Source organism: Mesorhizobium sp. M0910, assembly GCF_040319465.1.
Classification (GTDB): domain Bacteria; phylum Pseudomonadota; class Alphaproteobacteria; order Rhizobiales; family Rhizobiaceae; genus Mesorhizobium.
Map to the genome: position 1 here is coordinate 584,402 of NZ_JAMYNZ010000003.1, position 17,003 is coordinate 601,404.

Below are 17,003 nucleotides of genomic sequence, written 5' to 3' on the forward strand. Positions count from 1 at the left end.
CTGCATGCTGCTCCTTGCAGGATGCAGCGGCTGGCAATCCGCGCTTGACCCAAAAGGCCCGGCCGCGGGCGAGCTTGCATGGCTGATCTGGTTCTTCACAGCGCTGTGCACGGTGGTCTGGCTTTTGGTGATGGCCGTGCTGATCCTGCCATTGGCCCGACGCCCCGCGCCGGTCGGCGATCCGCTTGTCCTCGACGCTGCCGCCGAGCGCGGCAAGATGCGAATTGTCGTCGCCGCACTCGCCGCTACCGCCCTGATCCTGGTCGGCCTGACGCTGCTGAGCTACTTCGCTAACCGGACGCTTGCCGCCATCGGCTCGGATGCGGCGCTGACGATCCGGGTGACCGGGCATCAATGGTGGTGGGAGGTGCGCTACGAAAACGATCAGCCGAACCGCATCCTGACGACCGCCAATGAAATCCACATCCCGGCGGGCGAGCCGGTGCGGCTTGTAGTGACCTCGACCGACGTCATCCATTCCTTCTGGGTGCCGAACCTCTCGGGCAAGCTGGACCTCATTCCAGGCCACGAGAACGTTCTCGATCTGAAGGCTGACAAGCCCGGCGTCTATCGCGGCCAGTGCGCCGAGTTCTGCGGCGCGCAGCACGCCAATATGAGCACCTTCATCATCGCCGAACCTCGGCCCGTCTTCGACGCATGGCTGAACGATCAGCTGCGGCCGGCAGCTGCCCCCGTGTCGACCGAGGCCAAAACCGGCCACGACCTGTTCCTCAAACGGCCATGCGTGATGTGCCACAAGATCGGCGGCACCATTGCCGGCGGCACGGTCGCTCCCGACCTTACACATATCGCAAGCCGGCGGACGCTCGCTGCCGGAACGCTGGCGATGAGCCGCGGCAATCTCGCAGCCTGGATAGCCGATCCGCAAGGGATCAAGCCAGGTGCCCGCATGCCCGTGGTGGGACTGAACGGGGACGAGCTGAATGCGATAGTAGCCTATCTCGAGGGCTTGAAATGAGTAGCGCCGACCTAGCCCATGGGCGAGACCTCGCCCAGCAACGCGCCGCAGCACAAAAGGGTGACCTGGTTCCCGAGCGCGACGGCCCTCGCGATACCGGCCTCGACGACGCCAGCCTCGAGCGCAGGCTGGCGCGGACATGGCAGACCGTGCCGGGCATCATCGGTGCGCTCTCGAGCGTCGACCACAAAATTGTCGCGCGGCGGTACCTGATCACCGCTTTCGTCTTCCTGTGCCTCGGTGGCCTCAGCGCCGTTGCCATGCGCATCCAACTGTCGGGGCCGGAGCGCGGGCTGATCGGGCCGGACCGCTACAACCAGCTATTCACCATGCATGGCGTGACCATGATGTTCCTGTTTGCAGTGCCAATCGTTCAGGCGACCGGCATCTATCTCGTGCCGCTGATGGTCGGCACCCGCAACATCGCCTTTCCGCGCCTCAATGCATTCAGCTTCTGGATTTATCTCTCCGGTGGCCTCTTCGCCTGGGTGTCGTTTGCACTCGACATGGCGCCCGACGTCGGCTGGTTTTCCTACGTGCCGCTGTCCGGTCCTGAATTCGGGCCAGGCAAACGTTCCGATGTGTGGGCGCAGATGATCACCTATACCGAAGTATCGTCATTGGCGGTTGCGGTTGCCACCATCGTCACCGTGCTGAAGCAACGCGCGCCGGGCATGTCGCTGGACAAGATTCCGCTCTATGTCTGGGCGATGCTGGTCACCTCCTTCGTCATCGTGTTCGCCATGCCGGCAGTCATGATCACGTCGACCTTCCTGATCCTCGACCGACTGGTCGGCACCCATATCTTCAATCCCGCCGAGGGTGGCGACGTACTGCTGTTCCAGCACCTGTTCTGGTTCTTCGGCCACCCCGAAGTCTACATCATTTTCCTGCCGGCCACCGGCATGGTGTCCTCGATCATCGCCGCTTTCGCCCGGCGTCCGGTATTCGGCTATCTGGGCATGGTTCTGTCGCTGATTTCGGTCGGCTTCCTGTCGTTCGGCCTGTGGGTTCACCACATGTTCGCAACCGGCCTGCCCAAGCTCGGCGCGAGCTTCTTCACCGCCTCAAGCATGCTGATCGCCATCCCGAACGGGCTGCAGATCTTCTGCTGGCTGGCGACATTGTGGGACGAACGCCCGATAATCAGGACGCCGCTGCTGTTCGTGTTCGGCTTCTTCTTCACGTTCGTCGCGGGCGGCCTGACCGGCGTGATGCTGGCGTCGGTGCCATTGGACCTGCAAGTACACGACACCTATTTCGTTACCGCGCATTTCCACTACGTGCTGATCGGCGGGTCGGTGTTCCCGCTGCTCGGCGCGACCTATTTCTGGTTCCCCAAGATCACCGGCCGGATGATGAGCGAGCGTCTTGGACGCTGGCACTTCTGGCTTGCCTTCATAGGCTTCAATGCGGCGTTCTTTCCGATGCACATTGTCGGCCTGTGGGGCATGCCGCGCCGGGTCTACACCTATCCGGTGGAGCTCGGCTGGGGCAACATCAACCTGTTCATCACAGCCGGCGCGGTTGTCCTGTTCCTAAGCTTCGTTCTGTTCACCATAAACCTGGTGTACAGCGCCTCGAGGGGCGCCCCGGCCGGGGACAATCCCTGGAATGCGGGCACGCTTGAATGGGCGACAAGCTCTCCGCCGCCGAGCTATAATTTCGCTCGGATTCCGGTGGTTACCCACTCCGAGCCGCTCTGGGCCGAACGTGACACGCTGCCTGTCGCGACCGGGCTTCGCGTCGACGCACGCGAACTTGTCATTTCGACGGTGGCAGAGGCGCATCCAGATGTGCGCCAGAAGTCGGCGACGCCGTCGATCTGGCCATTGTTCGCCGCGCTCGCCGTCGGCGCCACCTTTCTTTATTCGATCTTCAGCCCGTGGGCGGTGGTCTGGGGAGCCGGGCCAATCGCCATCACTTTGATCGGTTGGTTCTGGCCGAAAGGCGATCCGGAGGATGAGGAATGAAACAGCGTCCTGCCGCCGATCTTTCCAAACTCCCGACCTTCGGGATCGGACCGCGCAGCCCGACCTGGTGGGGCACTCTCGCCTTCATGGCGCTGGAGGGCACCGGCTTCGCGCTCGCCGCAGGCGCCTATCTTTACCTCGCCTATCTGTCGCCCGAATGGCCATTGGGCGTGCCGCCGCCCAACCATTGGCCGGGCACCATCGTCACGCTGTTGCTGCTCGCCAGCGTGGTGCCCAATCACATACTGAACCGCTACGCCGAAGCGTGTGCCATGGTGCCCGTGCGCATCGGCCTGATCGTCATGACGCTGCTCGGTATCGCACCGCTTGTCGTGCGGTGGTTCGAATTTCCGGCCCTCAACATCTATTGGGATACCAATGCGTACGGCTCAATGCTGTGGGTCCTGCTCGGCCTCCACACCACACACCTGATCACCGACGTCGGCGACACGCTGGTGCTGACGGTCCTGATGTTCACGCGACATGGCTATAGCGGGCGGCGTTTCGGGGATGTTGGCGACAACGTCTTCTACTGGGATTTCGTGGTCGCGACCTGGATCCCGATCTATCTGTTGATCTATTGGATGCCGAGGCTTGACTGAGATGCGTGCGCTTCGCTTGGGCACATCATGGGGCGGGCTGTTGTCCGGGCCTTTGGCCTGGGCGGTGTCGACGCAGCTGAATTACGCGGTCGTGGAGTGGCAGTGCGCCCACGGCATTCCTGTCATACCGGTCGTTGCGCTGATGCTGACAGTGCTGGCCTTGCTCGGCGGGGCGCTGTCGTGGCGGGCGCGACAGCAAGGTGGCGCCGCCTTTAAACCGGACCGTGCGCGCGGCACTGAAGGTTTCGTCGCCAATATCGGCATTCTCAGCGCGTTGCTGTTTGCGCTGGTAATCGTCATGCAAGGCGCCGCCTCGCTCATTCTCGACGGCTGTCTGCGATGAACTTCGACGCGCTTTTCTCGACCTCGATCTGCTACGGTGCCGGTGCCCCGCAGGCCGGCTGGACGCTGGCGTTGCCGATCACGCTGCCGCTAACCATGGTCGCACTGCTTTACGCAGCAGGCGCCTTTCGGCTGTGGCGGCGGAGCGCCCGCAGCCGCCCGTTGCGGATGCGGCAAGCCCTGCTGTTTGCGACCGGCTGGGCCATTTTGGCGGCAGCACTGGTCAGTCCGCTCCATGCATTGGGTGAGCGCGTCTTCACCGCCCACATGATCGAGCATGAGCTGTTGATGGCGGTGGTGGCACCCCTGCTGGTCGCCTCCCGTCCGGCGGCGGCGATGATGTGGGCATTGCCGATCAAGCTGCGGCTGGCATTTGGCGCAGCCGGGCAGGCGAAGATGCTTCGAACCGTTTGGGCCGCCATCAGCCGCCCTGTTGCCGCGACCTTCCTGCACGGCGTCGCGATATGGGCGTGGCACGTTCCGGCGCTGTTCGAGGCGGCGCTTGCACGGGGTGTCCTGCATTATGCGCAACATGCCTGCTTCTTCGGCACAGGGCTGCTGTTCTGGTGGGTGCTGCTGCCGCGTTCAGGCCGCGAACAAGCCTATGGCAGCGCAGTCATGCACCTCTTCTTCACCTCGCTGCATACCGGCCTGCTCGGGGTGCTGCTGCTGGTCTCGCCAAGGCTGTGGTATCCGGTGAACGCAGCCGGTGCGAAATTGTGGAACCTTAGTCCGCTCGAGGACCAGCAGCTCGCCGGTCTGGTGATGTGGGTTCCGGCCGGCCTGATCTATGGCGGCGCGGCTTTGCTGCTGGCCGGCCTGTGGATCCGCTCCAGTGGACAGAGAAGATGGGAGACGTCGCATGCGCTCCAAGCTGTCTAAGCTGGTCATTGGTGCCGGGACGGCAATTGTCGTGCTGGCCGCAGCTTGGACGGCGCTGACGTTGTGGCCGGAGCGCCTCATCAGGGTCGCGCATAAAACGGACAATGCCACCAGCAGCATCGGTGTGCGCGCCACATCGCGCTTTACTCCGTCCGGACCCATACTCGGCGCCGCAGCAATTGTCTTGCTCGTTGCAGTCCTGGCCGGGATCGCGTTGTACTTCGAGCAAAGCCGTCGAGTGGAGCAGAAGGCCGACAATGCAACCGGCGGTGTTGGCGCCCGCGCTATACCCATCATGATGGCCAATGGCTGTGCTGGATGCCACACGATCACCGGCGTTCCCGGCGCGCAGGGAATGGTCGGTCCACGCCTCGACGCCAGCTTGGCCACCCGGGTCTATATCGGCGGCGTATTGTCCAACAACCCGCGAAACATGGTCCGTTGGATACGGGCCGCAAGGGAGATCAATCCGCACGCGGCAATGCCTTCGACAAGGATTTCCGAGCAGGAGGCGCGGGACGTCGCTGCCTATCTCTATTCGCTGAAATGACATCGTTGCTCGCCTAGTCGAGATCAAACCCTGCCGGCAGTCTACCGATGCCGGTTTGCCGGGACCGGCAATCGTCACCGCCTTCGGCTCGATGCCTTAGTTGCCGACGAACCTTTCGGAACCGGCCCGCATCGGCGAGGCTGCCCGCGATCAGTCGGACATCGCCGAGCGCCGCTATGCCCGGTAATCTGCTGTGCGGATTGTTTCGCGGGCATCTCGGATATGAGCTTCTTTGGCGAGTGGGCCGAGTGCAATCTCGACGTCGTCGTCCCAGTCGAATTGACGGGGTGGTTGTTTTTTTCAGAATTGGACAGTGCTGCTGAGAATTGCGTGCCACGCCGTGGGCAGACACGCCTCATGGAGCCGAAGAACCGAACGGATTTAGAGCGAAGAATCGGAACGGACCGGAGCGCCTCGGCTAATGACTTGAGCGCCGCAATCACATTTGTCAGCGGAAGGTTGCGGGCTCCTAGCCGACTTCGATGTTCCAACCGCGAGGCGACCGCGGTCGGAGTCGCCACGAACGACCGTAGCGCAATCACGTCGTTTCGGGAGACTCGTTCGATTTGGGAGCCTCGTCGGTCTCCGGCAAACGATCGCGAATGGCTTCCTCGGTTTTGCTTGCCGTCTTTTTCACGACTTTATCGACGCGGTCGACCAACGTCTCGGCGTTGCCACTGGAACCCTGTCGGTCAGCCTCTTCCTTTACAGTCTCATATGCTTCGGCGGCGACCTGCTTGGCTTGCTCGACGCCTTCCTCAAAGACTTCCTCGGCACTGTCACGAAGCTTGTCGCGGTATGGGCCGAGTTGCGCGTCTTCCGCGGCTGTGTGAGGCAGCATCACGCCGATGGCGGTGCCCACGGCAAGGCCCACCGCGGCCATTGCCAGAGGTTCGCGCTGGAACAGGTCCTGCGCCGACTGCCGTACCCGCCCCGATATATCGGTGGCCGCCGAGCCGAACTGCCCGACCGTGCTTCCTAACCTTTCTTTGGCGCCGCTCGCAACGTCTGCCACAGCCTCAGTCGCACCGCCTGCCACGGACGCAACCGAACGGGCGGCATCGGAGAGCATGGAGCCGGCGGAACCTTCGCCCTCGGCACCGTACTCATCGCCGCGTGAGTCCTGCCAGGCCCCGCCCAAGCCCCTCTGGTCAGAGAAGTTTCGGGTGCCGTCAGGTTCCCTGCCGGTCGAATAGGCACCAAGTGCTGAACTGTCTACCGACGTGCCCTTGCCTAGCATCAGCCAGGCCAGGCCCGCGCCGACCAATGTAAGCGGCAACGGATTGTCCCTGACCTGAGTCTTAAGATTGCTGAGCATGGCGGATCCCTCGCCGCTGAACATCCCGGTGAATTCGTCGATCAGCTGACCTGGTGTCATCTTGCTCCGGATCGAGTCTGCCGTGTCCGTTATCTTGGCACGGGCAATGTCGGCATCGCGTTCGAGTTCGGCTGCGGATTTGTCGGTCATCTTATCTGGTCCTTGATCACGCGTGCGTCGCGTTTAAGTTGGTCTTGTGTCCGGTCGGGGGTCAACTCTGAGGGAACCATGCTTGCCTTGCCGGAGCGCAGGAGTATGACGCCCAGTACTGCCACCACGACGCCGACGAGCAGCGAGGACCATCCGGCTCCCAGGCCGGCGCTCGCCAAGGCAATCACCAGCGCCTGCAAAAGCACCATCAGGGCGGCAAGCAGGCAAATGACGCCTCCCATTACCTCCACGGCGCCGGCGCCGGCCTTGCTTAACTTTTCTGACATTTCAGCCCGCAACAGCCTGCTTTCGGTTTGAAGCAGTGTTGTGACCTGCTGTACCAGATCGCTGACAAGGGTTGTCAGGCTGCGAGTGTCCTGGTTGTCAGTCATGGGTTTCGCTCCAGGCTTGCATTGGCCCAGTCATCGCCGGACTGATCGGATCCTAACGGGGCTGGTTCAACTGGCTCTGCCGATCGCCATCCCGACTCATTCGAGCTAGGACCCGTCTCGGGCGCCCGGCCTGTTCCCGACTGGCCCGGTGCTCCGGTTTGGGCAGAGGGTGGCGAGCTCTTGATGAACCGCCCCAAAGCCAGGCCTGCCAATACCGAGCCGGCGATCAGCGCCCCCGAGTTTTCGCGGCCGAACGACTGAATTTCGCCAAGCACCTCGTCGAACGGTTTATCCTTCAGGGACGAGGAAAGCCGCTCGAGCCCGCCTGCGGCGTCAAGGGCGAATTTCGAAGCGGTCCGTTGATCATTGTTGGCAAGATGCTCGCTTGCCGCGCGCAAAGCGCCGCTGAAGGCCTTGAGACTGGCGCTCATGTCGCGCTGCGTTCCCTCCGCCTTGTTGAACAATGCTTGCTTTGCTTCCGATGCGTAATCTCCGGCTTTCCTGGTGATCTCGTCACGCGCATCGTGGAGCGCTTCCGTCGCGGTCTGCTTTTCCCGTTGCAGTCTTTCCGAAAGCTCGCTTCTGGCTGTCTCGAAATCGGCCGTCTGACGGCCTTGATCGTCTTTGTCCTGCATGGTGTCTCCTAGTGGAATCCGAGGAAGGAGAGGATCGCAAGCACGACGACGACAAGGCCGATGAGATAAATAACACTGTTCATGGCGCAATCTCCTCCACTGCGCACCGAACTTGCATGTGCTTCCCGTGTTCCCCTCAGGCGTCATCTTTTTGTAAGCGAAGCCTAACCAGCCTCAAGACGGGATCTTGTCCTGTGCCGATGGGCGTGAGCGCGCGGTTGGAAATGATACGAGACCGGACTCCGGTGCGACTTATAGGTCGAGACGCACGTGCGCTCCGGCAGATATTCGCGGTGCAGGGGCCGGAATTTTCCGCAGTGCTTTGACTGGGCATTATCGCAGTGGGACCTGCCTGCGACCTACCACTCGATCGCAGGCCGCGCGATCATCAGCCAGAAAATCCCGAGCACGGCAGCGAAGGCGGGGAAGCCGAAGGCGAACCACAACCAGAAGAGCCGATGGTATCGCGGCGGCAACGGCGCACCGCCAGCGGCGGCTTGCGATGCCAGCTTGCGCATCTCCATTTGCATCCAGACGACCGGGAGCCAGAACATTCCGGTGACGATATAGAGCGCGATCGAAAGTGCGATCCAGCCCTCCGACAGCGAGTAGCCAGCCTGCCAGGCAAGCGCGGCTCCGGTCAAAGGTTGCGCGACCACGGCCGTCGCTGTGAAAAGGAAGTCGGCGACGACGACGATACGCGCCACCGCCGCAACCGTCGCGGCATTGCCGGTCCTGTGGGCGAGCAGCATGAAGAAAGCGATGCCGGCGCCGGTGCCAAGCAGCACGGATGCGCCGATGACATGCAGAAATTTCAGCAGGAAATAGAGCATCAACGCTCCTCCAGCACTGCCAAGGCCACAAAGTGCAGCACCAGGATCGGCAACACTTTGAGGAACGGCCCAAGCGGGTCGTTCCACAGATCGGGGCTCAGGAAGCTTCCCACGACCAGATAGAAGAGCGAGAGCGCGATGCCGCCATAGAGGCCTTTTCGCGCCGCCGGCCGCCAGGCTATGAGCACGCCGATGGCGATGTCGGCAAGAGCGCCGGCGATCACGATCGGTGCCGACAAGATGCCGGCCCCCGTGCCTTGCATCAGATCGACGCCGCTGCCGTAGCCGGTTGTCAGCGACACAATTCCCGTCATGATCCAGAAGACGGGCAGGACGACGAAGATCGCCGGCTTGATGAAATACAGCCGGGCAAACCATTTCTCCTGCACCGTTGCCGGATTGAGCGCGAGGAAGCCCGTCAGGGTTTGCGGGCGTATGCCGGTCGCGGCGGTCCAGTCCGAGGGATCTCCAACCGCTCCTCGGGCGATCTCCCTGGCCGTGTTGGTGCGCATCGGCGGACGCCAGCCGAACATCGCGGCAAGGTCGCCTAGGCCGTAGAGAAGCCTTGCAACAGGCGCCGGCAAGACAAACCTGGCTGCCGGAGCCCAACCGAGCCATCGGCGATAACTGCCGACGACCTCGTCCATGCTCAGTTGTTCGGGACCGACAAGTTCCAGCACGACGCGAGACGGACTGGCGGGATCGAGAAGGAAAACGACCGTTGAGACCACATCGTCGAGTAGTACCACCTGGAGCCGGCCGGTGCCGGGCATGGACGGCAGCACTGGCAGCGAAGCGAGACCCCGAAACAATGCGCTGGCCCCAAACACCGGCCGGCCGAGCACCACGGACGGGCGCAGGACCACCCAATCCAGATCAAGCATCATAAGCGCCTGGTCCCCGGCCAGTTTCGTCGCCGAGAACGCCGAAGGCTGCGCCCGATCGACGCCGATCGCCGAAAAGTGGATCACCCGGGCAACCCCTGCCCGCGCACAGGCGCGAAAGAGTGCGACCGCCGCATCGCGATGGACTTCGCGCGTCTTTTCACGGGGGCTGTCCTGGAGAACGCCGGCACAATTCACGACGGCGTCGACACCCCTGAGATGCGGTAGCCAGTCTTCGGGCTGCAGCGCCACCGCCATGTCCAGCACCAGCAATTGGTAATTGCCGGCCCGGTTTGCACCGGGGCTGCGGACCAATCCGATTACCTCATGCCCTTCGGAAAGAAGGCGTGCCACGACGGAGGCACCGATCAGGCCGGTGGCGCCGGTAACCAGGACTTTCACTGAACCCCATTCTCCGACGGCGGGAAAGTGTCGTTCATTCCGGTTTATCGCCCTCGATACTGCCCTTCATAGCGGAAAGTTCTTCCATCGTGCACATCAGTCGCGGCTGCGTCGGGTCGGAGATGTCGAGCTTGTCCCAGGGAATGCGGTACATGCTGCCGCGACTGCGCAGTCGAAAGACTTCGAGGACCGCCGTGCCGATGGCCGAAGCGGAAAGACGCTCGAACGCCGCGTAGATGCCGACATGGTACTCGGTAACCACGAGGTCGTCGCCATCCGGTTCGGCGCGTATCTCCTCGATATGGCCGATGCTTTTGCCGCGCTGCGAAAGCACATTTCTGCCTGCCAATTGCTCAAGGTTGACGGTGGCCATCATCCGGCTCCCGGGATACGCCTTATGACATGGTCGCGCAGCCAATCCTGCCAGTCGAAAATCGCCGTTTCACGCACGTCGATGTCGAATTCGATGTCGACGCCGATGTCGCGCACCTTGTTCCAGGCGATGCGGTGCGGTTCGGCATGGCGCTTGCCGCCGAGCCTTGCCACAAGGCGCGCCATCCAGCGCCCGGATCGCTCGCCAAGCCGACGCGCCAGCGTGATCGAGCCGAGCTCGACCGTAACGATTTTGGGTGGCTTGCCCGGCCTGACCTCGGCTACCAGCCCGTCTACCTTGCCGATCTTGACCTGCTCACGGTCAACCACTTGCTTGTCCAGGATGTCGCGCAGCAAATCCATCACGTGCCTCCGAATATCTGCAAAGGAATGGTCACGATCGCGAGCACGAAACCGAGCGCAATGATGAAGATGACCGCGGCATTCGCGATCATGCCATTGCGGTGCTCGCCGACATAACGCTCGTCATTCAGCAGGAAAAGGAACGGCACCACGGTCAGCGGCAGGCTGGCGGCCGTCAGCGCCATGGAAAAGATGGTTAGCTTCAGCGGATCGAGACCCAGGGCGATCGGAATGGCGGCGAGAAACAGCGAGACCGTGTAGACGGTGCTGAAGCCGGGATCGTCGCGCGGTTTCAGGTCCTCGCCCCAGGTCCAGCCGAAACCCTGCGCCACCAAGTACGCTTGCTGCAGCCCGATTTCGAGCGCAGCGCCGAAGCAGGCTATGCCTAGTGAAGCAACGAACAGGACGAACCCCCAGAAACCGAAGATCTGGATCAGCATCAGCGGCAATTGATGGTAGTCGTCGACCTGCTCTATGCCGTGCGCCGCCAGCACGAGCGCCGCCACGATCAGCACGCCGATCGAGATTGTGCCGCCAAAACTCATTCCCAATCCGGCAATGGCCCGATTGGTCCCGAGATAGCTCTTGTCCCACTGGTCCTCGATGGCTCCCGACGAATAGAACATGAACAGGTAGGGCGAGACCGACGCACCAAGAATACTGACCGCCATGAACCAGTAATTGGCCGCGTCGTGCTCGGGCAGACTGGGCACGGCACCGGCCGCGACCTGCCCCCAATCGGGCTTCAGCATGACGGCGCCAACCACGAAGCACAGCGTGACCAGGCCGAGGATCGAGACGCCCTTTTCAATGAAGCCGAACGTGCCTTTCCAGAGGAACAGCCATGCCAGAAAAGCGACCGGCAGGGCCCACCACTGAAAGCTGATGCCGGTGGCGAGCTCGAGCGCAATGGCGACACCGCCGATCTCGGCTGCCATGACCAGGAAGTTGACCAGCAAAGTCGCAAGCAACGGCCACAGAAAGGCGGTGAAGCCAAACCGTTCCCGGATCCCGTCGGCGATGGTGTGATGGCTTACAGCGGCGAAGCGGCCGGCCATCTCGACCAGGAAGATGATGCAGATCGTGCCCAGGAGGACGGCCCAGATCAGCTGGAACCTGAACGCTGCACCCGCCTGTGCGGCGGTTGCCATCGATCCGACCTCGAGAAAGCCACCAACGCTGGTGACGATGCCCAGCGATATTTCGAGCAGCTTCTTCATGGTTTCGGCGCGAAATGTTTGGCGTAGGATGCATTCAGGGCGGCGGTGGCAGCCCGGAGATCCTGCTGCACCTGTTCCGCCTCCGATCGGTTGCCGTCCTGCACCGCCGTCGCGGCGCGTGTCACCGCCGCCGACAGCTGTCCGACTACCGCCGTCAGACCGGCTTGCTCGCTGGGCTCAGGCGACTTGGCGGACTGGATTTGCGCACTGGCATCGACGAGGGCCTTGCCGACCGATTGCAACGTGCGCGACGTATATGTCGAAGGGGCTGCCCCGGCGGCCCAGGCACCCAGGACCAGCGATGCGGTCTGTGCGGCCGAAGCCGCGGTTTTCGACTGCTGCTCGATCTGGTCGGAAGGCGAGCATGCCGTCAGCACAAACGTTGTCAGCAGCAGGCACAGCCGGTCTGGTCGAAGACCGATAGCTGCAATGGCATCTACAACACGTGCTTGTAGCGTTGCTGCCACACGATTGTTCTCCCCGGCACCAGGCGACTTCGGCGTGCAATTTCATCTAGGGCGCCCGGTGGTCACGTCAACTGAACCGTCGGAACTGCCTGGCAACGCGGAACAAACCTTCGATCGCCGGATTAGGGATATCAGGAGGCAAAGGTCATGGACAAGGAAGAGCGTATCAGGCAGCGGGCCCATGAGATATGGGAGCGCGAAGGCCGTCCGCAAGGACGCGAGCGCGAGCATTGGGACCAGGCCGTGCAGGAGATCGAAGCTGAGGGCTCCGAAGCCGAACGCGGTCCGGTCGTGCCCGATCCAACGGTTGGGACCGGCTCCGATCCCGAGGTGCGCGGCAGCAAGCGGCGGGGGAAGTGAGGCCCCATGCCTCGTCTCGTCGCCTGGATCGTGGTCGTACTGGTCGTGCTCTTCGCCGCATGGCTGATGCTTGGGCGCGACAGGACCAGCACTGGTGGCGAAACTCAGCCCTCGCCACATGCAATAGACCAGAATGGATAGGAGCTGACATGACGGCTAGGGAGAGCCATCCCGAACAGGACCCTGCGGAAGGATCGCGATCGACGATAGAAAAGCAGCTCCGCAAGGAGCAAGGCGGCGAGGCGCAAAATCGTGAAGCCAAGCCAACTTCCGACAAATCCGGCAGCAAGGCCAAGTTGCCTTCGGAAGCGCCGAAGAAAGGCTCAGGCCCGGACTGAGCGGCTGGTTTCACGTTTCCACGTCGTCATTCCTCCTCGCTCCGTCGCGCGAATGGTTGTCATTCGGGCAGATCGGCGGCAGCCGCTTCTGTCCTCTTTCCAGCCGAGCCCGGTGCCTTGAAATAATGGGGATAGCGTTCCCGGACGATTGCGAGCACCTCGAAGATGCGGCGAAGATGCGTTCGCATCGCCTCTTCCGCCGCAAGGGCGTCGGCCTGCTCGAGCGCCTCGACGATCCGCCGATGTTGGCCGAGAACCACCGACATGCTGTCGAGGCGCGGGAAAGACAGGAAGCGGAAGCGGTCCATGTGCAGCTTCGCCGCGCTGATGTCGGCCCAGATTCCGGGGAAGCCGGCATCGCTGGCGATGTGCTGGTGGAACAGCTCGTCCGACTTGAAGAAGCGCCTGTCGTCCGAGATGGAGGCGAACGTCTCCTGGACCGCCAGTTCGCCTTTGAGCATGGCGAGCAGTTCGGCGCGGCGCGGGCTCTCGACCGCACGCTTGACCAGGCCGACTTCAAGCGACTCGCGCAGGAACTGCGATTTCTCGAGATCGGCGATCCGCAGCGGCGCCACCATGCTGCCGCGCTGCGGATAGATGTCGATCAGGCCAAGTCCGGCCAGCCGGGCGAGCGCCTCCCTGACCGGCGTGCGGCTCACGCCGAGGGCTTCCGACATCGCCTTTTCGGAAATCAGCTCGTGCGGCTTCAGGCGGAAGGTCAGGATCTGGTCGAGCAGGACCTCGAACGTCTTCGCCGCGACTGAAGCGCTGGGGCCGGTTTCGCCAAGCCGCCCCTCGGTGATGGTCCGCATTCCCAAAAGCCCTGCCATCGGCAAATTCCCTTAAAGGCTCGGCAGCTTCAAGCCGCTCATGAAATGGCTGCGCAAGCAGCAGCGCCGACGTTATTCCTTGCGCGGGGAACCGCCGATGCGCGCCAGCAGGCCGCCATCGACGCGCACGACCTCGCCGGTGACGAAGGAGGCATCGTCGGACAGCAGGAAGGCAACGACGGCCGCAATCTCTTGCGGCTGGGCGGTGCGGCCGAGCGGATGCATGTTGTCAAGGATGCGCAGGATCTCGTCTGGCTTATCGTTGAGCTTGACCGCATCCCGCAGCATCGGCGTGTCGACCGCGCCCGGAGCCACGGCATTGACGCGCACGCCGAGCGGCGCATAGTCGACGGCCATGGATTTGACCAGCCCGATCAAGCCGTGCTTGGCCGTGCTGTAGGCCAGAACCCCTTCCTGGCTGGCCAAGCCTTGCACCGAGCTCATATGGACGATGGCGCCGCGGCTTTGCCGCAGCAGCGGCATCGCCGCGCGGGAGAGCAGATAGGCAGCCTTGAGGTTGACGTTCATCACCTCGTCCCAAAGCGCCTCGTCCGTGGTCTCCACCGTTCCGTAACGCTGGATGCCGGCATTGTGGGAAAGCATGTCGAGCCCGCCGAACGCGGACCGGGCAAGCTCGACGGCGCGGCAGCAGGCTTCAGTGTCGGCGGTCGAGCCGAGCACGGTGTGCACGGTCACGCCGCGCGCCGCAAGCTGCGCCGCGACCTCGTCCAGCTGATCGCCCACACGGTCGAAGAGGATCAGGTCGACACCTTGCTCGGCCAGCCTTTCGGCGACAGCACGGCCGATGCCCATGGCCGCCCCGGTGACCAGTGCGCGTTTTTTGAACTCAGGCATTTCTCCTCCCACGAACAGTTGTAGCGGCTGCCATGGTAGTCGATCAGCGACGCATGACGTACCCTTTTCGCTGAGCCGGCCCGAGCGTATTCGGCGTCATGTCGATCCTTGCATGAAGGCCAGTGTTTCCGCGCGCGTCGGCGCGCCGAGCCGTCCGCCAAAACGCAGGCACTTCAGCGCGGCGGCAGCACTTGCCACTGCTATCGCCCGCTCTTCGTCCCAACCTTCGGCCAGGCCGAGAGCGAAGGTGCCGTGAAACACGTCGCCCGCCGCCAGCGTGTCGACGGCTTCGACTCGCGGCGACGGCAGATGACGGACATCATTGCTGCTCGGGTGCTGGAACGCGGTGCCGTTCGCCCCATCGGTGATCGCGACGAAGGCGCCGGTCCGTTCGCCCAGAATAGCGACGGCGGAACCGGCGGAGATCTCTGGACCGCAAAGGATACGCGCCGCGGGCAGCGAAGCAACGACATGCGATGCGAGCGGCAGCAATCGGTCGAGCACCGGTCGCGACGCAATATCGGCGTCGAGGATCGCCGGAATGCAGCATTCGCGGGCCTTCGCCAGCGCCATCGCGGCGGCTCCGGGCCAACGAACGTCGACCAGGACGGCGTCGAAGCGGGAAAAATCCACGGGCGGAAGACGGTCCGGATCGGCTTGCGTGACGGAATCGTAGAAGGGCACAATCATGCGCTCGCCGGCGGCATCGACCAGGATCGTGGCAATGGCCGAGCGGCCATCTTCAACCCTGCGCACCAACGAACAGTCGACCCGCTCCGCCTCCATCTGGGCGATGACATCGCGGCCGACGGCATCGTTGCCGACGCTTGCCCATAGCCAGACCTGCCCGCCCTGGCGGCTTGCCGACGCGGCGGCACTTGCCGCCATGCCGGCGGCGATCTGCACGGCCTCGCTCGGCAGGAACTTGCCGGCGCCGGACGGCAGGACATCGAGGCGCAAGATCGTGTCGTAGGTGAGCGCGCCGACGCAGAGCAGGCGGGGCGCCCTCATTGCAGCCTATAACCGCGCTGATGGGCAATCGCCGTCATTACGCCTCTCAGTTCGGCAAGGCCGCGAAGACGGCCGATCACGGGGTAGCCGGGATGGGTGTGCCGCGTGGCGTCATCGATCAGCTCGTGGCCGTGATCCGGGCGAAACGGCAGCAGCGCCGGTTGCCCGGCGTCGCGGCGGCGTTGCTGCTCGTCGAGCAAGATCGAGACCACCGAAACCATGTCGACATCCCCGTTCAGATGCTCGGACTCCATGAACGACCCGTCCGGATCCTTGCTGACGTTGCGCAGGTGCACGAAGTTGATCTTGTGCGCAAAGCGCCTGGCGATGGCGGGCACGTCATTGGCCGGATTGGCGCCCAGCGACCCCGTGCACAAGGTAAGGCCGCTATGGGCCGATGGCACCGCATCCAGGATAAAGGCGATGTCGTCGGCGTTCTTGACGATCCGGCACAGGCCGACGAGATCGCGCGGCGGATCGTCCGGGTGGATCGCCAACGTGACGCCCGCCTCTTCGGCCGCCGGCAGCACGTGTTCGAGAAAACGGACGAGATTCTCGCGCAGCCGGTCGTGCGACAGGCTAGACTGCTCGGCCACCACTTCGCGCAATTCCGCTATGTCATAGCGCTTGAAGGCGCCCGGCAGGCCGGCCATGATGTTGGCAAGCAGACGCTCTTTTGACGCATCCGGCGTCGCCTCGAACCATTCGCTTGCCCGCTGGAGAACATCGGACGCATAGTCGCGCTCAGATCCCTTGCGCTGCAGCATGTAACAATCGAACGCGGCAAGCTCGTGCATGTTCATGCGGAGCGCCCGTCCGCCGCCCGGCAGCGGCGCAGCCAGGTCGGTCCGGGTCCAGTCGAGGATCAGCATGAAGTTGTAGCAGACCGTGCGCACACCGCAGGCGCCGAGATTGCGTAAGGTCTGCCTGAAATTGTCGTAGAGCCGGTCGAGATCGCCGCGGCCGAGCTTGATGTCCTCGTGCACGGGCACGCTCTCGACGACGCTCCATTTGAGGCCCATCGCCTGATCCGCCTCGATAAGCGCCTGGCGCTGCCTGATGGCGTGGATCGGCCAGACTTCGCCGTAAGGAATGTCGTGCAATGCCGTCACGATGCCGGTCGCGCCGGCCTGCCTGGCATGGGCAAGCGTTGCCGCGTCGCTCGGGCCAAACCATCGCCACGTCTGCTCCATTCGACCTCCAGCTACGGCTCCCCGACGAGACTGCTGTCTATTGGATGCTACC

General features: G+C 63.2%; 22 protein-coding genes. 9 read left to right on the forward strand and 13 right to left on the reverse strand.

Translation table 11 applies throughout. The features are described from left to right. The first annotated feature begins 4 nt into the window (after positions 1–4). From coxB to NKH78_RS10530, 6 genes are read left to right on the forward strand one after another with little or no spacing between them, the layout of a single operon-like run. The gene (gene coxB, locus NKH78_RS10505; protein ID WP_352505441.1) at positions 5–979 is read left to right on the forward strand and encodes a cytochrome c oxidase subunit II; all 975 of its coding nucleotides are present in this window, start codon (positions 5–7) and stop codon (positions 977–979) included. Next, positions 976–2,952, forward strand: coding sequence for a cytochrome c oxidase subunit I (gene ctaD / locus NKH78_RS10510; protein WP_352737250.1), 1,977 nt, complete (start codon positions 976–978; stop codon positions 2,950–2,952). Before coxB ends, ctaD begins: the two co-directional genes overlap by 4 nt. Then, on the forward strand, positions 2,949–3,554 hold the full coding sequence (locus NKH78_RS10515) for a cytochrome c oxidase subunit 3 (protein WP_254818826.1): 606 nt from the start codon (positions 2,949–2,951) through the stop codon (positions 3,552–3,554). The genes ctaD and NKH78_RS10515 overlap by 4 nt, the downstream gene beginning before the upstream one ends. A gap of 1 nt (position 3,555) precedes the next feature. Then, positions 3,556–3,897 (forward strand): hypothetical protein, encoded by a 342-nt coding sequence (locus NKH78_RS10520; RefSeq protein ID WP_352476765.1) that lies wholly within the window; start codon positions 3,556–3,558, stop codon positions 3,895–3,897. Next, positions 3,894–4,778, forward strand: a complete 885-nt coding sequence (locus tag NKH78_RS10525) for a cytochrome c oxidase assembly protein (RefSeq protein ID WP_352476445.1) — start codon at positions 3,894–3,896, stop codon at positions 4,776–4,778. The genes NKH78_RS10520 and NKH78_RS10525 overlap by 4 nt, the downstream gene beginning before the upstream one ends. Next, positions 4,759–5,328 (forward strand): c-type cytochrome, encoded by a 570-nt coding sequence (locus NKH78_RS10530; RefSeq protein WP_352476444.1) that lies wholly within the window; start codon positions 4,759–4,761, stop codon positions 5,326–5,328. Before NKH78_RS10525 ends, NKH78_RS10530 begins: the two co-directional genes overlap by 20 nt. Before the next feature lie 538 nt (positions 5,329–5,866). Here the strand turns inward: NKH78_RS10530 and NKH78_RS10535 are convergent. The 9 genes from NKH78_RS10535 to NKH78_RS10575 form a co-directional block, all read right to left on the reverse strand. Next, positions 5,867–6,796: a hypothetical protein gene (locus tag NKH78_RS10535; protein WP_352737251.1), complete on the reverse strand. Its 930-nt coding sequence runs from the start codon at positions 6,794–6,796 to the stop codon at positions 5,867–5,869. Next, entirely contained in the window at positions 6,793–7,188 is a 396-nt protein-coding gene (locus tag NKH78_RS10540; protein WP_352737252.1) for a phage holin family protein, read from the reverse strand. The genes NKH78_RS10535 and NKH78_RS10540 overlap by 4 nt, the downstream gene beginning before the upstream one ends. Next, positions 7,185–7,913, reverse strand: coding sequence for a WXG100 family type VII secretion target (locus tag NKH78_RS10545; RefSeq protein ID WP_352737253.1), 729 nt, complete (start codon positions 7,911–7,913; stop codon positions 7,185–7,187). The genes NKH78_RS10540 and NKH78_RS10545 overlap by 4 nt, the downstream gene beginning before the upstream one ends. Positions 7,914–8,182: 269 nt before the next feature. Further along, entirely contained in the window at positions 8,183–8,656 is a 474-nt protein-coding gene (locus NKH78_RS10550; protein ID WP_352737254.1) for a DUF2269 family protein, read from the reverse strand. Beyond that, positions 8,656–9,942 carry an SDR family oxidoreductase gene (locus NKH78_RS10555; RefSeq protein ID WP_352737255.1) on the reverse strand — a complete coding sequence of 429 codons (1,287 nt, stop codon included), beginning with the start codon at positions 9,940–9,942 and terminating at the stop codon, positions 8,656–8,658. The genes NKH78_RS10550 and NKH78_RS10555 overlap by 1 nt, the downstream gene beginning before the upstream one ends. A gap of 34 nt (positions 9,943–9,976) precedes the next feature. Continuing rightward, positions 9,977–10,315, reverse strand: a complete 339-nt coding sequence (locus tag NKH78_RS10560) for a hypothetical protein (protein ID WP_352752096.1) — start codon at positions 10,313–10,315, stop codon at positions 9,977–9,979. After that, on the reverse strand, positions 10,315–10,677 hold the full coding sequence (locus NKH78_RS10565; protein WP_352737257.1) for a hypothetical protein: 363 nt from the start codon (positions 10,675–10,677) through the stop codon (positions 10,315–10,317). The genes NKH78_RS10560 and NKH78_RS10565 overlap by 1 nt, the downstream gene beginning before the upstream one ends. After that, entirely contained in the window at positions 10,677–11,897 is a 1,221-nt protein-coding gene (locus NKH78_RS10570; RefSeq protein ID WP_352737258.1) for an NRAMP family divalent metal transporter, read from the reverse strand. The genes NKH78_RS10565 and NKH78_RS10570 overlap by 1 nt, the downstream gene beginning before the upstream one ends. After that, positions 11,894–12,364 carry a hypothetical protein gene (locus tag NKH78_RS10575; protein WP_352737259.1) on the reverse strand — a complete coding sequence of 157 codons (471 nt, stop codon included), beginning with the start codon at positions 12,362–12,364 and terminating at the stop codon, positions 11,894–11,896. Before NKH78_RS10575 ends, NKH78_RS10570 begins: the two co-directional genes overlap by 4 nt. A 147-nt stretch (positions 12,365–12,511) precedes the next feature. Between NKH78_RS10575 and NKH78_RS10580 the strand changes: the two genes are divergently transcribed. Genes NKH78_RS10580 through NKH78_RS10590 form a run of 3 tightly spaced genes read left to right on the forward strand, consistent with a single transcriptional unit; the run spans position 12,512 to position 13,062 of the window. Beyond that, a complete protein-coding gene (locus NKH78_RS10580) occupies positions 12,512–12,724 on the forward strand; it encodes a DUF2934 domain-containing protein (RefSeq protein ID WP_352737260.1) in 213 nt (70 codons plus the stop codon). Between the two features lie 6 nt (positions 12,725–12,730). Next, complete coding sequence (locus NKH78_RS10585; RefSeq protein ID WP_352688544.1) at positions 12,731–12,865, forward strand: hypothetical protein; 135 nt, start codon at positions 12,731–12,733, stop codon at positions 12,863–12,865. An 8-nt stretch (positions 12,866–12,873) separates the two neighbouring features. Further along, a complete protein-coding gene (locus NKH78_RS10590) occupies positions 12,874–13,062 on the forward strand; it encodes a hypothetical protein (RefSeq protein ID WP_352737261.1) in 189 nt (62 codons plus the stop codon). Between the two features lie 59 nt (positions 13,063–13,121). Here NKH78_RS10590 and NKH78_RS10595 read toward each other — a convergent pair whose 3' ends face one another. The 4 genes from NKH78_RS10595 to uxuA form a co-directional block, all read right to left on the reverse strand. After that, positions 13,122–13,892: a GntR family transcriptional regulator gene (locus tag NKH78_RS10595; protein WP_352737262.1), complete on the reverse strand. Its 771-nt coding sequence runs from the start codon at positions 13,890–13,892 to the stop codon at positions 13,122–13,124. A 72-nt stretch (positions 13,893–13,964) separates the two neighbouring features. After that, a complete protein-coding gene (locus tag NKH78_RS10600) occupies positions 13,965–14,747 on the reverse strand; it encodes an SDR family NAD(P)-dependent oxidoreductase (RefSeq protein ID WP_352737263.1) in 783 nt (260 codons plus the stop codon). A gap of 96 nt (positions 14,748–14,843) precedes the next feature. Next, positions 14,844–15,758, reverse strand: coding sequence for a PfkB family carbohydrate kinase (locus NKH78_RS10605; RefSeq protein ID WP_352737264.1), 915 nt, complete (start codon positions 15,756–15,758; stop codon positions 14,844–14,846). Continuing rightward, positions 15,755–16,951 carry a mannonate dehydratase gene (gene uxuA / locus NKH78_RS10610; protein ID WP_352506821.1) on the reverse strand — a complete coding sequence of 399 codons (1,197 nt, stop codon included), beginning with the start codon at positions 16,949–16,951 and terminating at the stop codon, positions 15,755–15,757. Before uxuA ends, NKH78_RS10605 begins: the two co-directional genes overlap by 4 nt. Positions 16,952–17,003: the final 52 nt, after the last annotated feature.

Coding starts and splice junctions, on each gene's coding strand:
- NKH78_RS10530 (WP_352476444.1), top strand. CDS start 4,759: ATGCGCTCCAAGCTGTCTAAGCTGGTCATTGGTGCCGGGACGGCAATT.
- NKH78_RS10520 (WP_352476765.1), top strand. CDS start 3,556: ATGCGTGCGCTTCGCTTGGGCACATCATGGGGCGGGCTGTTGTCCGGG.
- NKH78_RS10560 (WP_352752096.1), bottom strand. CDS start 10,315: ATGGCCACCGTCAACCTTGAGCAATTGGCAGGCAGAAATGTGCTTTCG.
- NKH78_RS10550 (WP_352737254.1), bottom strand. CDS start 8,656: ATGCTCTATTTCCTGCTGAAATTTCTGCATGTCATCGGCGCATCCGTG.
- NKH78_RS10595 (WP_352737262.1), bottom strand. CDS start 13,892: ATGGCAGGGCTTTTGGGAATGCGGACCATCACCGAGGGGCGGCTTGGC.
- NKH78_RS10585 (WP_352688544.1), top strand. CDS start 12,731: ATGCCTCGTCTCGTCGCCTGGATCGTGGTCGTACTGGTCGTGCTCTTC.
- NKH78_RS10565 (WP_352737257.1), bottom strand. CDS start 10,677: ATGGATTTGCTGCGCGACATCCTGGACAAGCAAGTGGTTGACCGTGAG.
- NKH78_RS10570 (WP_352737258.1), bottom strand. CDS start 11,897: ATGAAGAAGCTGCTCGAAATATCGCTGGGCATCGTCACCAGCGTTGGT.
- uxuA (WP_352506821.1), bottom strand. CDS start 16,951: ATGGAGCAGACGTGGCGATGGTTTGGCCCGAGCGACGCGGCAACGCTT.
- NKH78_RS10605 (WP_352737264.1), bottom strand. CDS start 15,758: ATGAGGGCGCCCCGCCTGCTCTGCGTCGGCGCGCTCACCTACGACACG.
- NKH78_RS10540 (WP_352737252.1), bottom strand. CDS start 7,188: ATGACTGACAACCAGGACACTCGCAGCCTGACAACCCTTGTCAGCGAT.
- NKH78_RS10515 (WP_254818826.1), top strand. CDS start 2,949: ATGAAACAGCGTCCTGCCGCCGATCTTTCCAAACTCCCGACCTTCGGG.
- NKH78_RS10580 (WP_352737260.1), top strand. CDS start 12,512: ATGGACAAGGAAGAGCGTATCAGGCAGCGGGCCCATGAGATATGGGAG.
- NKH78_RS10535 (WP_352737251.1), bottom strand. CDS start 6,796: ATGACCGACAAATCCGCAGCCGAACTCGAACGCGATGCCGACATTGCC.
- coxB (WP_352505441.1), top strand. CDS start 5: ATGCTGCTCCTTGCAGGATGCAGCGGCTGGCAATCCGCGCTTGACCCA.
- NKH78_RS10600 (WP_352737263.1), bottom strand. CDS start 14,747: ATGCCTGAGTTCAAAAAACGCGCACTGGTCACCGGGGCGGCCATGGGC.
- ctaD (WP_352737250.1), top strand. CDS start 976: ATGAGTAGCGCCGACCTAGCCCATGGGCGAGACCTCGCCCAGCAACGC.
- NKH78_RS10525 (WP_352476445.1), top strand. CDS start 3,894: ATGAACTTCGACGCGCTTTTCTCGACCTCGATCTGCTACGGTGCCGGT.
- NKH78_RS10590 (WP_352737261.1), top strand. CDS start 12,874: ATGACGGCTAGGGAGAGCCATCCCGAACAGGACCCTGCGGAAGGATCG.